This is a genomic window from uncultured Allofournierella sp. (assembly GCA_944382705.1).
Taxonomy (GTDB): Bacteria; Bacillota; Clostridia; order Oscillospirales; family Ruminococcaceae; genus Allofournierella.
Map to the genome: position 1 here is coordinate 1 of CALWNE010000052.1, position 17,878 is coordinate 17,878.

The 17,878-nt window shown below is 57.1% G+C and carries 15 protein-coding genes, 1 tRNA gene and 2 rRNA genes; 12 read left to right on the forward strand and 6 right to left on the reverse strand.

The window, feature by feature from the left end:
- The 5 genes from ACH2EM_RS07700 to ACH2EM_RS07720 form a co-directional block, all read left to right on the forward strand.
- Positions 1-175, forward strand: a 23S ribosomal RNA gene (locus tag ACH2EM_RS07700); the annotation flags it as partial.
- Between the two features lie 104 nt (positions 176-279).
- Positions 280-396, forward strand: a 5S ribosomal RNA gene (gene rrf / locus ACH2EM_RS07705).
- Positions 397-465: 69 nt separating this feature from the next.
- Positions 466-540, forward strand: a tRNA-Glu gene (locus ACH2EM_RS07710).
- Positions 541-677: 137 nt separating this feature from the next.
- Entirely contained in the window at positions 678-818 is a 141-nt protein-coding gene (locus ACH2EM_RS07715) for a hypothetical protein (protein WP_395151558.1), read from the forward strand.
- 148 nt (positions 819-966) lie between these two features.
- Positions 967-1,623, forward strand: coding sequence for an HAD family hydrolase (locus ACH2EM_RS07720; RefSeq protein ID WP_395151560.1), 657 nt, complete (start codon positions 967-969; stop codon positions 1,621-1,623).
- Between the two features lie 685 nt (positions 1,624-2,308).
- Here the strand turns inward: ACH2EM_RS07720 and ACH2EM_RS07725 are convergent.
- The 4 genes from ACH2EM_RS07725 to ACH2EM_RS07740 all read right to left on the reverse strand — a co-directional run bounded on the left by ACH2EM_RS07725 (position 2,309) and on the right by ACH2EM_RS07740 (position 5,483).
- Entirely contained in the window at positions 2,309-3,559 is a 1,251-nt protein-coding gene (locus ACH2EM_RS07725; RefSeq protein WP_395151562.1) for a PH domain-containing protein, read from the reverse strand.
- 146 nt (positions 3,560-3,705) lie between these two features.
- The gene (locus ACH2EM_RS07730; RefSeq protein WP_395151564.1) at positions 3,706-4,119 is read right to left on the reverse strand and encodes a PH domain-containing protein; all 414 of its coding nucleotides are present in this window, start codon (positions 4,117-4,119) and stop codon (positions 3,706-3,708) included.
- Positions 4,120-4,164: 45 nt separating this feature from the next.
- Positions 4,165-4,830 (reverse strand): potassium channel family protein, encoded by a 666-nt coding sequence (locus ACH2EM_RS07735; RefSeq protein ID WP_395151566.1) that lies wholly within the window; start codon positions 4,828-4,830, stop codon positions 4,165-4,167.
- A 17-nt stretch (positions 4,831-4,847) separates the two neighbouring features.
- Complete coding sequence (locus ACH2EM_RS07740; RefSeq protein ID WP_395151568.1) at positions 4,848-5,483, reverse strand: potassium channel family protein; 636 nt, start codon at positions 5,481-5,483, stop codon at positions 4,848-4,850.
- Between the two features lie 264 nt (positions 5,484-5,747).
- Between ACH2EM_RS07740 and ACH2EM_RS07745 the strand changes: the two genes are divergently transcribed.
- The 5 genes from ACH2EM_RS07745 to ACH2EM_RS07765 all read left to right on the forward strand — a co-directional run bounded on the left by ACH2EM_RS07745 (position 5,748) and on the right by ACH2EM_RS07765 (position 11,877).
- Positions 5,748-6,566, forward strand: coding sequence for an undecaprenyl-diphosphate phosphatase (locus ACH2EM_RS07745; protein ID WP_395151570.1), 819 nt, complete (start codon positions 5,748-5,750; stop codon positions 6,564-6,566).
- Positions 6,567-6,656: 90 nt separating this feature from the next.
- Positions 6,657-7,784, forward strand: a complete 1,128-nt coding sequence (locus ACH2EM_RS07750) for a DUF362 domain-containing protein (protein ID WP_395151572.1) — start codon at positions 6,657-6,659, stop codon at positions 7,782-7,784.
- 37 nt (positions 7,785-7,821) lie between these two features.
- Entirely contained in the window at positions 7,822-9,126 is a 1,305-nt protein-coding gene (locus ACH2EM_RS07755; protein ID WP_395151574.1) for a M18 family aminopeptidase, read from the forward strand.
- A complete protein-coding gene (gene gluQRS, locus ACH2EM_RS07760; RefSeq protein WP_395151576.1) occupies positions 9,123-10,061 on the forward strand; it encodes a tRNA glutamyl-Q(34) synthetase GluQRS in 939 nt (312 codons plus the stop codon). The genes ACH2EM_RS07755 and gluQRS overlap by 4 nt, the downstream gene beginning before the upstream one ends.
- Positions 10,062-10,257: 196 nt before the next feature.
- Positions 10,258-11,877, forward strand: coding sequence for a tetratricopeptide repeat protein (locus ACH2EM_RS07765; protein ID WP_395151578.1), 1,620 nt, complete (start codon positions 10,258-10,260; stop codon positions 11,875-11,877).
- Between the two features lie 326 nt (positions 11,878-12,203).
- Here ACH2EM_RS07765 and fliB read toward each other — a convergent pair whose 3' ends face one another.
- Positions 12,204-13,352 (reverse strand): flagellin lysine-N-methylase, encoded by a 1,149-nt coding sequence (fliB, locus tag ACH2EM_RS07770; RefSeq protein WP_395151580.1) that lies wholly within the window; start codon positions 13,350-13,352, stop codon positions 12,204-12,206.
- Complete coding sequence (locus ACH2EM_RS07775; RefSeq protein WP_395151582.1) at positions 13,349-14,896, reverse strand: RecQ family ATP-dependent DNA helicase; 1,548 nt, start codon at positions 14,894-14,896, stop codon at positions 13,349-13,351. The genes fliB and ACH2EM_RS07775 overlap by 4 nt, the downstream gene beginning before the upstream one ends.
- Positions 14,897-15,102: 206 nt before the next feature.
- Here ACH2EM_RS07775 and eno point away from each other — a divergent pair, with 206 nt between their 5' ends.
- Together eno and ACH2EM_RS07785 are read left to right on the forward strand one after the other, a co-directional pair.
- Positions 15,103-16,395, forward strand: a complete 1,293-nt coding sequence (gene eno / locus ACH2EM_RS07780; RefSeq protein ID WP_395151584.1) for a phosphopyruvate hydratase — start codon at positions 15,103-15,105, stop codon at positions 16,393-16,395.
- 253 nt (positions 16,396-16,648) lie between these two features.
- Entirely contained in the window at positions 16,649-17,674 is a 1,026-nt protein-coding gene (locus ACH2EM_RS07785) for a branched-chain amino acid aminotransferase (RefSeq protein ID WP_395151586.1), read from the forward strand.
- The last annotated feature ends 204 nt before the right edge of the window (positions 17,675-17,878 follow it).

The following is a 17,878-nucleotide window of genomic DNA, read 5'->3' on the forward strand; positions in this document are numbered from 1 at the left end:
TGTGCGGATCGGATAAACGCTGAAAGCATCTAAGCGTGAAGCCGGCCCAAAGATAAGATATCCCACTGAGTTAATCAGGTAAGACCCCTTGAAGACTACAAGGTTGATAGGCACAAAGTGTAAGCGCGGTGACGCGTTGAGCTAGCGTGTACTAATAGGTCGAGGGCTTGACCACAAGTCTTTATGGTACTTCTAATTTGTCCGCAGTTTATTATTCAGTTTTGAGGGTGCATCCCTCGAAGTAAAGAGAATATGTAAGGCCAGTATGCTGAACATATGGCCGGTGCCGATGACGCAGAGGTCCCACCTGTTCCCATTCCGAACACAGAAGTTAAGCTCTGTTGTGCCGAAAATACTTGGCTGGAGACGGCCTGGAAAGATAGGTAGACGCCGGCTTGCAAATGCGAATAAAGCCGAATGCTGATGGGCATTCCTGCTTTTGGGATTCGGCTTTTTTATATAGATGGCCCGTTGGTCAAGCGGTCAAGACGGCGGCCTCTCACGCCGCAAACGGGAGTTCGATTCTCCCACGGGTCACCATAACAATAAAAGTGCACCTTTCCTTTTGGAAGGGTGCACTTTTGTTTTATTCACTCTCAAAAAACTGAAAAAACAAAGACGCTAAAAGAAATTGAACTGTAACTAAAGAACGACAAAAAGGTGACGCAGGCTGTTTATTGACGGAAGAAACACAAAAAGCAAAGAAAAGGCGAAAAACGGAGCCGGAAAAAGAGCGCTGGAAATTGGATGAAAACAAAATTTTGAAAAAAGAGCAGACATTAGGGCAGGTGCTGCTGAACCAAACCGAAATGGAGTAAAAGCCTATGGGACACAAAGTTTTAGGTACAGCCAGACTGGTCGATTTAGTCTGTTTTAAAAGCAGATAAGCCAAAAGGTAGATTCCCATCCACTAGCCTGGCTGGAGTGTCCGTTTTATGCAGTAAAAATCAGAATAGGAGAATGGTTATGTACAAAACGGTATTGTTTGATTTGGATGGAACACTACTGGATAGCTTGCAGGACCTAGCCAAAGCCTCTAATTATGTGTGCCGTCTGCATGGGTGGCCAGAGCATCCTTTGGAAGCCTATCGGTATTTTGTGGGCAATGGAATTCCCATGCTGTGCCGCCGCTTTAGCCCACAGGGCCAGAGGGATACCCAAACACAAGCCCAGGTGGTGGCAGAGTTTCAGGCCTATTACAGCTTGCATAAACAGGATACCACTGGCCCTTACTCTGGAATTACATTGCTTTTGAAGGCGCTGCAGCGGGAGGGCATCTCCTATGGAGTGGTAACAAACAAAGAGCATACCCTGGCGCAGGCAATCGTGGAGTACTATTTCCCGGGTGAAGTGAAATGGGTGCAGGGCGCCACTCCCTCGCTGCCCACCAAACCGGATCCCGCCGGTGTGTTGCAGCTTATGAATCGAATGCAGGCAGAACCTGACACAACACTGTTTGTGGGAGATAGTGATGTGGACATATACACCGCCCGCAATGCAGGGATTGACAGCTGCGGCGTGCTTTGGGGATTTCGGTCCCAGGAGGAATTGAGCAAGGCAGGGGCAGTGCATCTAGCCAGAGATGTGGAGCAGCTGGCCGCTGTTGTGGGGGTAAACTTATAAATGGTCAGATGGGTTTGGCAGCTTGGCAGCAAGCCAGGCAAAAGCAAATGCTTTTCTGCCCTTTCGGGCAGGATTGCCAGGGTTGTTCTAAGCTCTGTGCAGCATCGTGTTGTGCAGCGGGGATAACCCCATTGATGCAAAACAAAAAAGAAGGTGTGGTACAATTTTTTATGCAGTGAATGTTCGCTTCCACACCCTGGCTTGCAGATTTCAAAAAAGAATGATGACATTGCGTGTGCCTTGAGTGAATGAGAACAACAGAACCTGGAGGGCGGCACAAAGGGCCATGGGCGCAAGGGAATGCCCAGCAAAGCACGAGTGCAAGGCATGAAGGCAAAGGCGCAAGGAGAGCAGGTAAAACAAAGCGAACTGCACATTTGGAAAAATATCTGCCAGGAGTTTAGCATTTTTTAGGACTCACAGGGAGCGTTCCCAACAAAAAGGGGGTGCTCTCTTTTTGTATACAGAGCAACAGGCAATGGCATACAGCGTTTAGGTTATGCTGTATAAGGTTTTGCAGCAGTCTGCCTTGTGTGTGCAGGGGTGAGAATCACCCAAAAAAGATGGCACGGAAGGATAAAAAATCACAAAAAAACATCTCGCTGCCTTCGGCAGCGAGATGTTTGAATCTACAACGGCTAGAACGATGTTCCGATGCAAGCAGGGAAAGAAACCTGCCGAATCATCAGCTGGAAAGTCGAATGCAATCCGCTTGGTAACACTTGATAGCCCGCACCCGAATGCGGCGGCGGGAGGGCAACCCAATGACCAGATTGCACCGGGCCACCGTTTGAGCAAAGGGAGATTGGCGTACGGTAAGGCATATATCCTGGGTAAAAAGGCAAAGGTCGTGCCGGGTAAACAGCCGGGTAAAGCAAAGGGACAAGGGGCCATTTTTGTGCTGAAAAATGCCCTCCCGCAGCCACCCCTCTACCGCCACGGCCATCAGCCCAAGGCTAAGCAGGCAGGGAACGCAGAAAATCGGGGTCCAGTCGGGCAGCTTCCACATGGATACCCCTGCAAGAGCGGCGCAGAGCAAAAAGCAGACGCCCCCTTTCCAGATGAACAAGGGCAGACTGCGATCCGAAGCCAGCCTTACCACCTTGGAAGGCGGTGGTTTGAATCCCGGCATCAGTGCCTCCAGCAGATTTTCGTACCCCTTTTTATACATAATAAGGGGGAGTGGACTGGTATAGCTGCCCGCCGTAAGATAAACCGGGTAACATCGAAGCAGGCGGGCAAAGGGAGTGGTGCGGATATCGCAGTAGGATACGGCGGAAGCCAGAATACGCTGGTCGCTGTGGTTGATAAAGCCGCCCTTGGCATGGATTACCCCGCCATTGCGGCCAACCCGGAAGTTGGTGGTGGACAGCAAGGACCAAAACAGGGCTACCCCACCAAGGGTAAACAACAAAGTAAACAGCCAGGCCATGCCGGCAGGGAGCACCAGTTCGGCCAGCCGTTCGATGCGGGCCAGATTGCTCATAGCCAGCTGACTTAGCTCCTGCCCCAGATTTTTGCCTAGAATTTTTTGGGTTTGCTGGGCGCTGAAGTACACCAGGGCGGCGGTGGTAATGAGGTTGACACTGAGCATGGTAAACCGGATGCGTTCTACCCCGGAGGGAGCATAAAAGGTAGCATCCGACTGGGAGGGAAGCAGACATTCTGCCAAGGCATCTGCCTGCCGGCGAGGCAGGTAGCATTGCAATTTTTTGAAATGGGCCGTGGTGGTGCCGTACAGCTGTACCCGAGTGCAGCCCAGCAGCCGCAGAATCAGCGGTCGCTCCAGCGTTAATGCGGCAATCTCCCCCGAACGCAGGGTAAGCTGCCTGCTTACAAATAGGCCCGAACGCAGGGTAAGCCCCGCTTTGCTTACCTGGAATCCCGCCCGCTGCCACATGAGCACCGATGCCAGCGCCATAATTATCAGAATCAAGATGTCCTGCTGCAAGGCCAGCGAAAATGCCTCCCAATCCCAGGAAAAGAGGGCGTTTGCCAGGGGAACCAGACTTAAAAATAAGCCGTATCGTATATATTTTAGTGTATATACAATATGGAATTTCCCTTGTGCTAAAAATGGGCTCATAGACGGCCCCCTTCCAGCAAAGTGGCCAGCTGCTGGGCTGTTTTTTGCGGCAGGCCGGGCAGAACAATTACACTGCCGCTGGTGTACAGCAGCAGGATGCAGCAGCCTGCCCAGCGGCTGAGGGGGCTTTGCAGCCGCAGCACACCGGTAATGAACCGGGTGGGAATACGGCGGCGGGTGGTAAATAGGATGCCTCGCTCCAGCCGCAGCTCCACCAGGGTGCAGCTGCCCCGCAGGCTGGCCAGATGCAGCTGTACCGGACCAAGGAGGATTACCCCCCAGATTGCAAGAAACAGGATGCCGCCCCACAGGGTTTGCCAAAATACAAAGGGGGCTGCCACCAGACCAGGCAGCGCAAGCCAGAATAGGGTGATGAACAGCCCGGCAGTACTGGGTTTAAACGAAATCATAATACTGGCTCCCTTCGTAATGGAATGCGGGGCCAGCAGGACAAATCACAGATAAGCCAGGCCCCAGTCTCTGGCCAGCTCGTGGATGGCCGTATCCCGTGCAACGCACAGAATCTTATCCCCAACCAGGATTTGGGTATTACCGCGGGGGATAATCAGTTCGCCCTCACGGGTAATGGCAATGATAACGGCCAGCTCGGAGATGGGGATTTCTGCCAGAGTGTTGCCGTGGTACTTAAATCCTTCGGGGATTTGCAGCTCGAACACAGTGGCAGTGCCCCCTGCCAGATTAAGCACCTGCTGGATGGCGGCTGTTTCCACCTCCCGCTCCAGAATGCGGGCCAGGTTGGCCGTGCTGGAAACAGCAATGTCCACCCCCAGGCGGCGCAGCACCTCGGTGTTTTTGGGGTTGTTGACACGGGCAACGGTTTTGCCCACATGGAACATCTTTTTGGCAATCTGGCAGGTGATGAGGTTTACTTCATCCCGGCCGGTTACAGCCACCAGTGCATCACACTGAGAGCAGCCGGCGGCTTCCAGATACTCCACCGTGGAGCCGTCGCCGTGGGTAACAGGAATGTCCAGATCATTGGCAATCTGGGTGCAGAGCTTTAGGTCTTTTTCCACAATCATGGGCTGATGATTGTGGTCCATCAGGGTTTTGGCCATGTAGTAGCCTACCTTGCCACCGCCTACGATCATGATTTTCATTGCAGAATCCCCCTTGCTTAGTCGGAAATGCGAGAATAGATGACCTGATCACCTTCCCGCAAAACGGGCATGGGAGCTGTGGCCAGCTCCACCACGCCGCTGGAACGCAGCACCCCATATAAGAGGCTGCCCTGGGGCAGCATCACCTTGTTGAGGGGGCGGCCCACATCCCGGGGGCTTACCGGAACGGTAACGAAGGCGGCAGTGGTGCTGCCGATGGTGACGGTGCAGGAGTCCTGATCGTCCAAAAGGCTCAGAAGCATACTTTGCACCGTCAGATTGGTGGCGCACACGGTGCGCAGCCCAAATTCGTTGGAATACAAATTTTTAAGGGTGGGATCGGTGCAGCGGGCGATAACCCGGGGAACCTGGAACAGGTCCCGGGCAATCTGCGCTACCATGATGTTGACGCTGTCGTCGTTGGTGGCCACTGCCACGGCGTCGCAGGTTTCAATGCCAGCCTGACGCAGTGCATCAATGTCGATGGGGATACCGGTAATTGCAAGGCCGGAAAACTGATAGTTGTCCATGCTTTGCAGGCGCTGAAAGGCTTCGGGATTGGAGTCCAGCGTAGAGACCTCATGCCCCATTTCCTCCAGCAGGCGCACAATGTTTGCGCCTACACGGCCGCAGCCTATGACCAAGATATTCAAAACAACACCTCATTATTCTTTCTGTTTGCTTGGTAAATGGTTTGTTTAACCAGATTATACTGTATTTTAGGGGGAAAGAAAAGGGAAAAATCCCGCTGGGGAAGGGGCCATGCCTCCCTGGAAGAATCTGCAAAAACAAAACCCACAGGGTTCTGTTTTTACGGTGGATGTGCTATACTGGTAAAGCGTAAATCCCAATCAAATACAACTCCGCAGCAAACACCCACCGAGAGATGGGCTGCCGGAGGAGAGAGAGGCGAAGGAATGGATTTTTTAAAAACTGTTTTGTACGGTATCATCGAAGGCATTACCGAGTGGCTGCCGGTAAGCAGCACCGGCCATTTGATTTTGGCGGAAAAATACCTGAATATGCCCTTTGACGAGAGCTTTCTGGAACTGTTCCGGGTGGTTATTCAGCTGGGTGCCATTCTGGCGGTGGTGGTGCTGTACTTCCCCAAGCTGTGGCCTTTTTGCGCCGATGCAAAAAAGCATTACCTCAAAACCGACACCTGGCTGATGTGGTTTAAAATTGCAGTGGCAACCCTGCCGGCCATGGTGCTGGGCCTGCTTCTGGACGATTGGCTGGAGGCCCACCTGTATAACCATGTGGTGGTTGCCGCTATGCTGATTTTGTACGGTGTGTTTTTTATTTTAATTGAAAATCGCCGTGCAAAGCCCCGTATTACAAACTTGCAGCAGCTTACATACAAGGATGCACTAATCATTGGCTTTTGGCAGGTACTGGCCATGATTCCCGGTACCTCCCGCAGCGGCGCTACCATTGTGGGTGGCCTGCTGCTGGGTGCCAGCCGCCCGGTGGCTGCGGAATTCACCTTCTTTTTGGCAATCCCGGTTATGCTGGGTGCAAGCCTGCTGAAACTGGTGAAGTATCTGGCCGCAGGCATGGCTATGGGCAGCTATGAGCTAATGATTTTGGGGCTGGGCTGCCTGGTTGCCTTTGTGGTGAGCATGGTTTCCATCCAGTTTTTAATGAACTTTGTAAAGAAGCACGATTTCAAGGTGTTTGGCTGGTATCGCATCGCCTTGGGTCTGGTGGTACTGGCCGCTTCGTTTTTGGTGTGACAAAAAACCACCTGCCTGGCGGCAGGTGGTTTTTTTTAAGGAAATCAATCGCAGCCCTGTTCTGCGAGAATAAAGAAAGGAATTGCAAGTATGGAACGCTCTAAAGTGTATTTTACCGACCTGCGGGCAAAGCCCGGCCGCAACCTGCTGGATAAGCTGAAACAGCTGATGTACAAGGCTGGCATTGACACCATTGATATGGACAAAAAATTTGTGGCCATTAAAATCCACTTTGGCGAGCCGGGCAACCTGGCTTACCTGCGACCCAACTATGCCAAGGCGGTGGCCGATGTGGTAAAGGAGCTGGGTGGACGGCCCTTTTTGACCGACTGCAACACCCTGTATGTGGGCCGCCGCAAGCACGCACTGGAACACATGGATGCAGCCATGGAAAATGGATTTACCCCCTATTCCACCGGCTGCCAGGTGATTATTGCCGATGGACTGAAGGGCACCGATGAGGTGGAGGTTCCGGTGGAGGGCGGCCAGTATGTTAAGACCGCCAAAATTGGCCGTGCCATTATGGATGCGGATATTGTCATCAGCCTGAACCACTTTAAAGGGCACGAGTCGGCAGGATTTGGCGGCGCCATTAAAAACCTGGGCATGGGCAGCGGCAGCCGGGCCGGCAAGCTGGAGCAGCACGCCGCAGGCAAGCCGCACATCGAAAAAACCCATTGCCGCAGCTGCCACGCCTGTGCAAAAATTTGCGGGCAGGATGCCATTTCTTTTGATGCCCAGGGCAAGGCGGAGATTGACCAGAACCTCTGCGCTGGCTGCGGCCGCTGCCTGGCCCACTGCAACTTTGATGCCATCTGTGGTGATTTTGGTGCAGCGGCAAACGACCTGAACTGCCGTATGGCAGAATACGCCAAGGCTGTGGTACAGGGACGGCCCAACTTCCACATTAACATGGTGATGGATGTTTCGCCCAACTGCGACTGCCATGCAGAAAATGATATGCCCATTATTCCCGATGTGGGGATGTTTGCAAGCTTTGATGCGGTGGCACTGGACCAGGCCTGTGCCGATGCCTGCAACAATATGCCCCCCATGCCCGGCAGCCAGCTGGACGAGCAGCTGGGCCGCCCCGGCTATTGCAGCTGCGGCGACCATTTCACCGATTCTGCCCCTATTACCAACTGGAAAAGCTGTGTGGAGCACGGCGAGGAGATTGGCCTGGGCACCAGAGAATACGAACTGATTGTGATGAAATAACCCGGAATTAACCATTTGCAGAAAGGAAAAAAGATTTATGAAGACCCATTGCGAGGATTTGTTTGCCTACATCGCCCAAAGCCCCACTGCCTTCCATGCAGTGGAGCAGACGGCCCAGCGGCTTGAGGCACAGGGCTTTGAGCAGCTGCAGGAGCATCAGGCATGGCAGCTGAAGCCCGGCGGACGCTATTTTGTAACCCGCAACCAGTCCAGCCTGATTGCCTTTGTAATGCCCAAGCAGGCCGGTGCAGGCTGGCGGATGACCGCCGCCCACACCGACAGCCCCGGCTTTAAGGTGAAGGGCACCAGCCAGAAGGCTGGCTTTACCATGCTGGATACCGAGGGCTACGGCGGCATGATTCGCTCTGCCTGGATGGACCGGCCCCTGGGTGTGGCAGGCCGGGTAACGGTTGCCACCCAAAAGGGCGTGGAGAGCTGTCTGGTGGATTTGGGCGGCAAGGTGGCCACCATTCCCCACCTGGCCATCCATCTGGACCGCACCGTAAACGATGGCCACACCTACGACCTGAAAAAGGATATGCAGGCAGTGTATGGCCCTGCGGGCAGCGGCCAGCAGCTGGAAGTGGAGCTGGCCAAGGCAGCAGGCTGCCAGCCGGAGGAGATTCTGGGCCGGGATTTGTACCTGTATTGCAGCGAGGAAGGCCAGCTGGTGGGCGCAGAGGATGCCTTTGTGCTCTGCCCCCGGCTGGATGACCTGGCCTGTGCCTGGGCTTGCCTGACCGGATTTTTGCAGGCTCCGGAAAGCACCGGCGGCCGGGTGCTGTGCCTGTTTGACAACGAGGAAGTGGGCAGCGGTACCCGGCAGGGTGCCTGCGGCAGCTTTTTGCCGGATGTACTGGCCCGCGCCGCCCAGGCACTGGGCGAAAGCCGGGAGCATCAGGCCATCAGCCTGGCCCACAGCCTGCTGCTGAGTGCGGACAACGGCCATGCCATCCACCCCAACTTTGCAGAGATGAGCGATGCAAACCACCCGGTGGAGCTGGGCAAGGGCATTGTGCTGAAATTTAATGCAAGCCAGAAGTACACCACCAACGCTGTAACCGCTGCCCTGGTGCATCAGGTGTGTCGTGCAGCCGGGGCCGGTGTGCAGGAGTACTACAACCGGGCCGACCTGCCCGGCGGGTACACCCAGGGCAACCTGCTGGCTGCCCAGGTGGGCGTGCCCATGGCAGACATCGGGCTGCCCCAGCTGGCCATGCACTCCAGTGTGGAGATGGCAGCGGCTGCGGATGTGAGTGCTCTGGTGCGCACCTGTGAAGCCTGGTACCGGGCAGAAATCTGCTGCACCGCCGACGGCGGCTATCAGCTGGAGCTGGCATGACCGGAAGGGAAAAGGGCCGCTTTGCCCCCAGCCCCTCTGGCCGGATGCACCTGGGCAACCTGCTGTGCAGCTTGCTGGCCTGGCTCAGTGCCCGCAAAGCGGGGGGCAGCGTGGTGCTGCGGATTGAGGATTTGGACAAGGCCCGCTGCCCGGATGCCTTTGCCCGCCAGCTGGAGCAGGATCTGGCCTGGCTGGGCCTTACCTGGGACGAGGGCGGCATGGAACAATCCGGCTATTGCCAGAGCCAGCGCAGCCAGATTTATCAGGAATACTTTGACCGGCTGGTTCAGCAGGGGCTGGTGTATCCCTGCTTTTGCAGCCGGGCTCAGCTCCATGGGGCCAGTGCGCCCCATCGGTCGGACGGAACGCCCATTTATGGCGGCACCTGCCGCCAGTTAACAGCCCAGGAACGGCAGCAGCGGGCCAGTGGCCGGAATGCTGCCATGCGGCTGGAGGTGCCGGACCGGCAGATTGCCTTTGTGGACGGGCATCTGGGCCGGGTAGAACAAAATCTTGCCGGGGAGTGCGGAGATTTTATTCTGCGGCGGGCGGATGGCGTGTTTGCCTACCAGCTGGCGGTGGTGGTGGATGATGCCTTAATGGGCGTGACCCAAGTGGTGCGGGGAGCGGATTTGCTGGACAGCACCCCCCGGCAGCTGTATCTGTATGAGCTGCTGGGCTTAACCCCGCCCCGGTTTTATCATCTGCCTTTGCTGCTTGCACCGGACGGGCGGCGGCTTTCCAAACGGGATGGAGATGTAAGCCTAGAGCAGCTTCAGCAGCGGTACACGCCTCAGGAGATTTTGGGGCGGCTGGGCTGGCTGGCAGGTTTGCTGCAACGGCCCCAGCCCATGGAGCTGGACCAGCTGCTGGAGCTTTTTGATTGGGAAAAGGTGCCCCGGCAGGATATATTGCTCCCGTCGGATTTGTTTTAAAACCAAAAGCACTGGGCCCCAAAGGGGCCCAGTGCTTTTGGTTTGCCGAAAAGTGCAGCCGGGTGCAATTTGAAGCAAAGAAAGGCTGGTTGTTTTCTTTTTTGTTAAAAAAGTGTAGAATAGGAATAAAAACAAACCGCCCGGCCCCTTTAGGCCATGAGCCATGGGGCGGCGGGCAGCAAAAGGAGAGAGCGGCATGATTTTGGATGCAAAGGAACGGGAACGGTTGGCACAGCGTGCGCGGGAGCTGTTTGCTGCCGAACCGGTGGATTATGCCGCAGCGGTGCCGGTGCTGCGCCAGGCGGCGGCACTGGGTGACCCGTGGTGCCTGTGTACCCTGGGCTGGTGCTGTGAGTTTGGGCAGGGAACCGAAAAGGATATGGAGCAGGCCCTCTGGCTGTACGAGCAGGGAGCCCAGCAGGAGTTTGCCCCCGCCCAGTGCAATCTGGCTGTGTTGTATATTACCGGCAAGGGTGTGGCCAAGGATGAGGAGCAGGGAGTTGCCCTGCTGCGCCCCGCAGCCCAGCAGAACTTTGCCAGAGCCCAGTACCTTTTGGGCTGTATGTACCAGGAGGGCCGAGGGGTGGAGCAGAATGCAGCCAAGGCGGCGGCCTGTTTTAACGATGCGGCCTTTTTGGGCTACGCAGCGGCCCAGTTCAGCCTGGGGGTATGCTATGAGCGTGGCCGGGGTGTGGAACAGAATTTTGATACCGCCCTCCACCAATACCTGAAGGCGGCAGCCCAGAACCATGTGGCGGCCATCTACAATGTGGGCTATTTTTATGAGATGGGCCTGGGCGTGGAAAAGGACGAGGCCAAGGCGGCGGAATACTACGCCCGTGCAGCCGAACAAGGAGATGCAGACGCAGAGTGCAGCCTGGGCTGGTGCTACGATACCGGCACCGGCGTGGAGCGGGATTCCCGCAAGGCGGTGGAGCTGTACGAAAAAGCAGCCAAAAAGGGCCAGCTGCGGGCCATGCACAACCTGGCCTGGTGTTACCGGATGGCCCAGCCCGGCGCAGACGGGCCGGACCGCAAGGAGCAGGCCATCAAGTGGTTTCGCCGTGCGGCCAATGGCGGCTATACTAGCTCGCTGTGCGACCTGGGCGTTTGCTATCAGGAAGGCTGGGGCGTGGAGCAGGATCTGGCCCATGCCATTGACCTGTACCGACAGTGTGCCAACCAGGGGCTGGGCAAAGCCATGGACTGCCTGGGCCAATGCTATCGGGACGGCGAAGGGGTAGAAAAAGACCTGGACGAAGCACTGCGCTGGTTTGAACAGGGGGCCGAAGCAGGCCACCCGGAGGCCCAGTTTCATGCCGCCTGGTTTTGGGATGAGGGCCTTACCGGCCAGCAGGACAGCCGCCGTGCCGTGCACTGGTACACCGCCCTGCTGGAACAAAATCTGCCTGGCCGCCAGTGCTGGAGCGATGGAGTGAACAATCTGGCCGAGTGCTACCGGTATGGCCGGGGCGTGGAGAAGAACCTGCAAAAAGCCGAGGAACTGTACCAGCTGGCGGGCCGGTGCGGCAACGACATGGCCTGGTATAATCTTGGTCATTTATACCAAGAGGAAAAGCAGGATTTGAAAACCGCAGCCCGCTACTACACTAAGGGCGTGGAGGAGTGCACCCAGGGCGGTGATTGCGCTCTGGCTCTGGCACTGCTCCATGAGAAGGGCCAGGGAGTGCCGCAAGATTCGGAGGAAGCCCTTCGGCTGGCCCGGCTGGCTTTGGAGCGGGCAGGGGATGACCAGCAGGTCATTGACGATGCCCAGGCATTGTTGGGCCGGCTGGAGTCTCAGCCAGATTGCTGACAGGGCAGCCTGGCAGAGGAGTCGCAAAGGCCCCAAAAAGAGGCAATACCCCGATAAAAACGCAAAATTATAAAAATGAAAAGTAAAACCGGCACGATTCAATACAAAATGTATTGAATCGTGCCGGTTTTTTGGGTTTAACTAGAAAAAAGAGCAGCAACTCAAAGAGATGCTCGCAGCCGGAGCAGAGTCCACACCGACAAAATAAACCGGCCACACCCCTGACGGCATAAACGAAGAACCACCCGCCAGAGCAGAAGAAGGGGGCGGCAAGGTGCTTTGCGGCTGCGGCAGAAGAACCATCTGCCGAAATAGGGGAATTGCGGTTACAGCCCAAACAGAAGCCCCGCCAACGCCAGGGGAGAAAAGCAGTCCTCCTGCCAGATGGCTTGCTCCATCCGGGTGAGATTTTCCGGGCAGTATTCCACCTGTTTGGAATAGAGCCGGGCCAGCTCTACCAGATGGGACGCAGCCGGTTGGGGGTGCTCCAGTGCCAGCAGGGCAACCAGCAGGCAGCCGCTTACAGCAGGCAAAAGACCGCCCAGTGCGTCCCCTTCCAGCACCGCCACCGAGCACCAGCGGTACAAAAAGTATTCTGCCAGCCGTTCCATGGGGCCAGTGGGGAGGCTGTGTGGCCCGGCGGCTTGCGCCAGCCGGTGGGGCAGCTGATGGGCCAGCCGTTCCAGCGCATTGCTCCAGAGGGGGTCCGAAATCAGCAGGGACTGGTAGAAGCTAGCCAGAAGAGAGGCCGTGGCCTCGCTTTCCTGCGGCGGCAGCAGCTCGGGCAGCTGGTGGGCAAGGGAAGCCCAGAAAGCACTGTCCCCATAGGCTTCCACCACCTGGGCGATGGCCTGGCATTGCAGGGGCTGGGGGTTTGGCTCCTGGGGGTCAATCTGGGAAAAGCCGGTTTGCAAATCCTGCGCCAGGCAGCACAGCAGGGCCAGCCGGTGGAAAAAGGGCAGGGCGGCATGATTGACCAGAGCAAGGCAGAGACTGCGCAGGGCGTCCAGCTGGGTTAGCAGCTGGGGCGAGGCATGGGGACTGCCCTCCGGCACGCTGCCTTCCCAAGGCTGATGGATAAGTTCCATGGGCTTGTCTGCCAGCAAAATCAGCTGGGCGGCTGCTTCGCAGCAAAGGCCCAGGCCGCTTTCCCGCCGCTGGCCCATGGTGTTGTGAAAGCGGGGGTGCTCCCGGCAGATGGGGCCAAGCAGGTCTGCCCGGCCTTCCCGTTGCAGCTGGCACAGGCCGCTGGCTTCCAAAAAGGGGCAGCGGCCCTGGTCATCCAGCCGAAAGCAGGGGGGCTGACCGGGAGCGATGGCCTGTTGCAGCGCTGGAGCCAGAGGGCCGGTTTCCTGGTTCCAGCGGTTTAGGGTGGGGGCATCCAGACCAATTTCCCAACCAATGCAGCAGTTGTCCGTACAGTGGGAGCCGGTGCAGGCAAATTGAGGGTAGTAACTGGGCAAAACCTGAGTCATAGCGGGGCGTCCTCCTTGGGGGTATACTGGTTTAGCAGCTGCAAAAAGGCTTGGCCATACTGCTCCGCCTTACGCACACCCACGCCGGGGATTTCCAGCAGCTGGGCACGGGTGTGGGGTACCTGGGCACACATGGCCCGCAGGGTAGCGTCGGTAAACACCACAAAGGCAGGCACACCGGCCTGCCGGGCCAGGCTAAGCCGCAGCTCCTTAAGTTTTGCCAGCAGGGCAGGGTCCAGGTCCTTTTCTTGGATGGCACGCAGCCGGGCGGCATCCTGAATGGCCTGCTTGACCACCGAGGCCCGCTGCTGCTGGGGTGTACAGACCGAACAGCCGCCGCAGTTTGCAGGGCCATCCTGCCCAAAGTAGCGCAGAATCTCCCGGCGCAGGCAATGGCTGCTGTGGCAGTAAAAGGTCATCTGCCGCAGACGGTCTTTTTGGCGCAGCATCTGCCGCTGGGCTTCTTGGGGGTCGGCATCCTGGGCGGGGGTGCTATTTTCAATCAAAAAGGTACCGGTACGCACATCGGCGCCGGAATACAGCAGGATGCAGTCCGCCGGTTGGCCATCCCGCCCGGCACGGCCTGCCTCCTGGTAGTAGCTTTCTAGGTCCAGGGGCATATTGTAATGCACCACAAAGGATACATTGGATTTATCAATGCCCATGCCAAAGGCATTGGTGGCCACCATCACCCGTACCTGGTCGTACAAAAAGCGTTCCTGGCTGCGCTGCCGTTCCTCCGGCGGCATACCCGCATGATACCGGGCGGCGGACAGGTCGCTGTCCAGCAGCTTCTGGTAGACCTCATCCACCTTTTTGCGGGTGGAGCAATAGACAATGCCGCAGCGGTCCGGGTGTTCCTTCAGGTAGGCCAGAAGGCAGGGGAATTTTTCCCGCTCCTCCAGCCGCTGCACCTCAAAAAACAGATTGGGCCGGTCAAAGCCGGTGGTGATTTCCAAGGGGGACTGGAGGGCTAGCATCTGGCGGATGTCGGCACTGACCCGGCGGGTGGCGGTGGCGGTAAAGGCACCAATCACCGGCCGCTGGGGCAGCTGGGCGGCAAATTCCTGGATTTGCAGGTAGCTGGGCCGAAAGTCCTGCCCCCACTGGGAAACACAGTGGGCTTCGTCCACACACAGCAGCGAGATGGGAACACTTTGAGCAAACCGCAGAAAGCTGGGGGTGAGCAGCCGTTCCGGTGCGGCGTACACAATTTTGTACAGCCCGGTAGCCGCATTGGCCAGGGCCTTGCGGCACTGGTTTTCGGTCAGGGAGGAATTGATATAAGCGGCACGCACACCCATCTGAATCAGGGCCTGCACCTGATCCTGCATCAGGCTGATGAGGGGGCTGACCACAACGGTAACACCCGGCAGCAGCAGGGCGGGCAGCTGGTAGCAGATGGATTTGCCTGCGCCGGTGGGCATGATGGCAAGCACATCCCGCCCGGCGGTGAGAGCGTCCACAATTTCCTTCTGGCCGGGGCGGAAGGAGTCGTAGCCGAACACCTCTTTTAAGGTTTGGTATTGGATGGTTTCGTTCATGGCAACCTCGTTTTCATAGGCAATAGTCCTTTGTATTATAGCATACCTGGGCCCAAAGGGGAGGGCAGCGTAGAGGAAATGCGAAAGTGAGTTTATGGGCAAAAACCAGCCCGATGGCTTTTACTTGGATAGGAAGGGCAAAACGGGCAACACTACCCATCAGGAGAACGGCGGCCCAAACGCTGCCCAGATAGGAGGAAAGAGCCATGAACACAACCATCTGCACCGTTACCGCCCGGCAGATTTTGGATTCCCGAGGAAATCCCACCGTGGAAGCGGAGGTGCTGCTGGCGGACGGCACCCGGGCACGAGGTGCATCCCCCAGTGGTGCATCCACCGGGGAATTTGAGGCCCTGGAATTAAGGGATGGAGACCCCTTGCGGTTTGGAGGCAAAGGAGTGACCAAGGCGGTGGAGAACATCTGCCAGCGGATTGCCCCTGCCCTGGAGGGAATGGATGCAGCGGACCTGTACGCCGTGGACCGCACCCTCTGCCAGCTGGATGGCACGGCGGATAAATCCGGCCTTGGGGCCAATGCCATGCTGGCGGTTTCCATCGCCTGCTGCCGTGCGGCGGCACAAAGCCTGGGGCTGCCGCTGTACCGGTTTTTGGGCGGCGTGAACGCAACCCGGCTGCCGGTGCCCATGATGAATATCCTCAACGGCGGCGCCCATGCGGCCAACACGGTGGATGTACAGGAATTCATGGTGGTGCCGGTGGGGGCTGCCAGCTTTGCCGAGGGGCTGCGCTGGTGCACCGAGGTATTCCACGCATTGGCAAAGCTGCTCAAGGAACAGGGCCTTGCCAGTGGTGTGGGGGATGAGGGAGGGTTTGCTCCCAACCTGGCTGGCGATGAGCAGGCCATTGAGCTGATTTTGCAGGCCATCCAGCAGGCGGGCTACCAGCCCGGTCAGCAGTTTGCCCTGGCCATTGACGCAGCGGCCAGCGAGTGGAAAACCGGGGTAGCCGGCCAGTACCGTTTGCCCAAAAGTGGCCGAACCTTTACCAGTGCCCATCTGGTGGACTACTGGCAGGCCCTGTGTGAGCAATACCCCATCTGCTCGCTGGAGGACGGGCTGGACGAGGAGGACTGGGAAGGCTGGCAGCTGCTGACCCAGCGGCTGGGCGAACGGATTCAGCTGGTGGGGGACGATTTGTTTGTAACCAACACCCGGCGGCTGGAACAGGGCATCCGCCAGGGGTGTGCAAACTCCATTTTGATTAAGCTGAATCAGATTGGAACCGTGTCCGAAACGCTGGAGGCCATTCAGATGGCCCATAAGGCAGGGTATACGGCGGTGGTGTCCCATCGGTCCGGCGAAACGGAGGATACCACCATTGCGGATTTGGCGGTGGCGGTGAACAGCGGCCAGATTAAAACCGGCGCACCCAGCCGCAGCGAGCGGGTGGCCAAGTACAACCAGCTGCTTCGCATAGAGGAGCAGTTGGGGGATGCAGCGGTATACCCCGGCTGGCAGGCCTTTGGCAATGGATTTTAAACAAAGCAAAAATGCAAGGCCCCGGCAGATGCCGGGGCCTTGCTGTGTTGAATTTAACCTGTGGGCAACAGCAAAAGAAAGCTGGCAGAGCAAGCGTTTTTAGCAGAGAAGGCAGATAAAGTTGGCTGGAAAAAATACTTGGTTGACGGCGGAAAATAGCGTTGTTATAATGGATTAATATAGTAAAGTGCAAAATGCACTGTGGGCAGGCATTGATTGGCCTGTGGTGTGGAATGAAAGGATGTGCAACGGAATGGAAAAGAAAAATCTGGATTGGCAGAATCTTGGTTTTGCCTACCATCAGGCGGATTGGCGCTATAAAGCTGAGTATAAAGATGGGGCCTGGAGCGCAGGCGAACTGACCCAGGATGCAACGGTGGTGCTGAATGAGTGCGCCGGTGTGCTGCAATACTGCCAGGCCGTGTTTGAGGGCTTGAAGGCATACACCACCCAGTCTGGCAGCATTGTGACCTTCCGGCCGGATCAGAACGCAGCCCGGCTGCAGGATTCTGCACGGGGGCTGGAGATTCCTCCGCTGCCCACCGAGCAGTTTATGGAGGCGGTGGACCAGGTAGTGCGGGCCAATGCCCACTGGGTACCCCCTTACGGTACAGGTGCATCCTTGTATCTGCGCCCCTACATCTTTGCAAAGGGGCCTGTTATTGGCGTGAAGCCCTCCTTGGAGTATGAGTTCCGCCTGTTCTGCACCCCGGTGGGGCCCTATTTCAGCAAAGGGGCAAAGGCACTGCGCCTGTGCGTCAGCGATCGGGACCGGGCAGCCCCCCACGGTACCGGACACCTGAAAGCTGGTTTGAACTATGCCATGAGTTTGCACGCATTGATGCAGGCCCATGAGAACGGCTACGACGAGAACCTCTACCTGGATGCAGCCACCCGCACCTTTGTGGAGGAAACCGGCGGCGCGAACCTGCTGTTTGTAACCCCGGAAGGCAAGGTTGTGGTGCCCCAGTCTCCCTCCATTCTGCCCTCCATCACCCGTAAGTCGCTGATTTATGTGGCGCAGGCGGTGCTGGGCTTAACGGTGGAGGAGCGGCCTGTGCGGCTGGATGAGCTGGAGCAGTTTGCAGAATGCGGTCTGTGCGGCACCGCAGCAGTAATCTCTCCGGTGGGCTGTGTGGTGGACCACGGCAAGGAAATCCATTTTGAAAAAACTGCCCAGGGCCATGGCCCTGTAACCGGCAAGCTGTATGAGATGCTGACCGGAATGCAGTATGGCCTGGTGGAAGCCCCGGAAGGCTGGATTCACACCATCTGTTAAGGCGCAAAAAGCGGCGGAAAATTGGAACAGATTGCCCTAAAATACAACGCCGTCTCGTAAATAAGAGCCGGGTTTGCAGGCAGGTTAGCCGCAAACCCGGCCTTTTTTGGCAGACTGCGCAGCAACAGCAGGGGGCAGAATTGCCAGTGAAATTTATTTTTGCTACAATGATGCAAAACGCCCCACTAGATTGGGCTGTTACAC

Bases quoted from the DNA above. Each gene is read 5' to 3' on its own strand.
- ACH2EM_RS07720 (WP_395151560.1), top strand. From the start codon at position 967: ATGTACAAAACGGTATTGTTTGATTTGGATGGAACACTACTGGATAGC.
- ACH2EM_RS07730 (WP_395151564.1), bottom strand. From the start codon at position 4,119: ATGATTTCGTTTAAACCCAGTACTGCCGGGCTGTTCATCACCCTATTC.
- ACH2EM_RS07735 (WP_395151566.1), bottom strand. From the start codon at position 4,830: ATGAAAATCATGATCGTAGGCGGTGGCAAGGTAGGCTACTACATGGCC.
- ACH2EM_RS07745 (WP_395151570.1), top strand. From the start codon at position 5,748: ATGGATTTTTTAAAAACTGTTTTGTACGGTATCATCGAAGGCATTACC.
- ACH2EM_RS07750 (WP_395151572.1), top strand. From the start codon at position 6,657: ATGGAACGCTCTAAAGTGTATTTTACCGACCTGCGGGCAAAGCCCGGC.
- ACH2EM_RS07755 (WP_395151574.1), top strand. From the start codon at position 7,822: ATGAAGACCCATTGCGAGGATTTGTTTGCCTACATCGCCCAAAGCCCC.
- gluQRS (WP_395151576.1), top strand. From the start codon at position 9,123: ATGACCGGAAGGGAAAAGGGCCGCTTTGCCCCCAGCCCCTCTGGCCGG.
- ACH2EM_RS07765 (WP_395151578.1), top strand. From the start codon at position 10,258: ATGATTTTGGATGCAAAGGAACGGGAACGGTTGGCACAGCGTGCGCGG.
- fliB (WP_395151580.1), bottom strand. From the start codon at position 13,352: ATGACTCAGGTTTTGCCCAGTTACTACCCTCAATTTGCCTGCACCGGC.
- ACH2EM_RS07775 (WP_395151582.1), bottom strand. From the start codon at position 14,896: ATGAACGAAACCATCCAATACCAAACCTTAAAAGAGGTGTTCGGCTAC.
- eno (WP_395151584.1), top strand. From the start codon at position 15,103: ATGAACACAACCATCTGCACCGTTACCGCCCGGCAGATTTTGGATTCC.
- ACH2EM_RS07785 (WP_395151586.1), top strand. From the start codon at position 16,649: ATGGAAAAGAAAAATCTGGATTGGCAGAATCTTGGTTTTGCCTACCAT.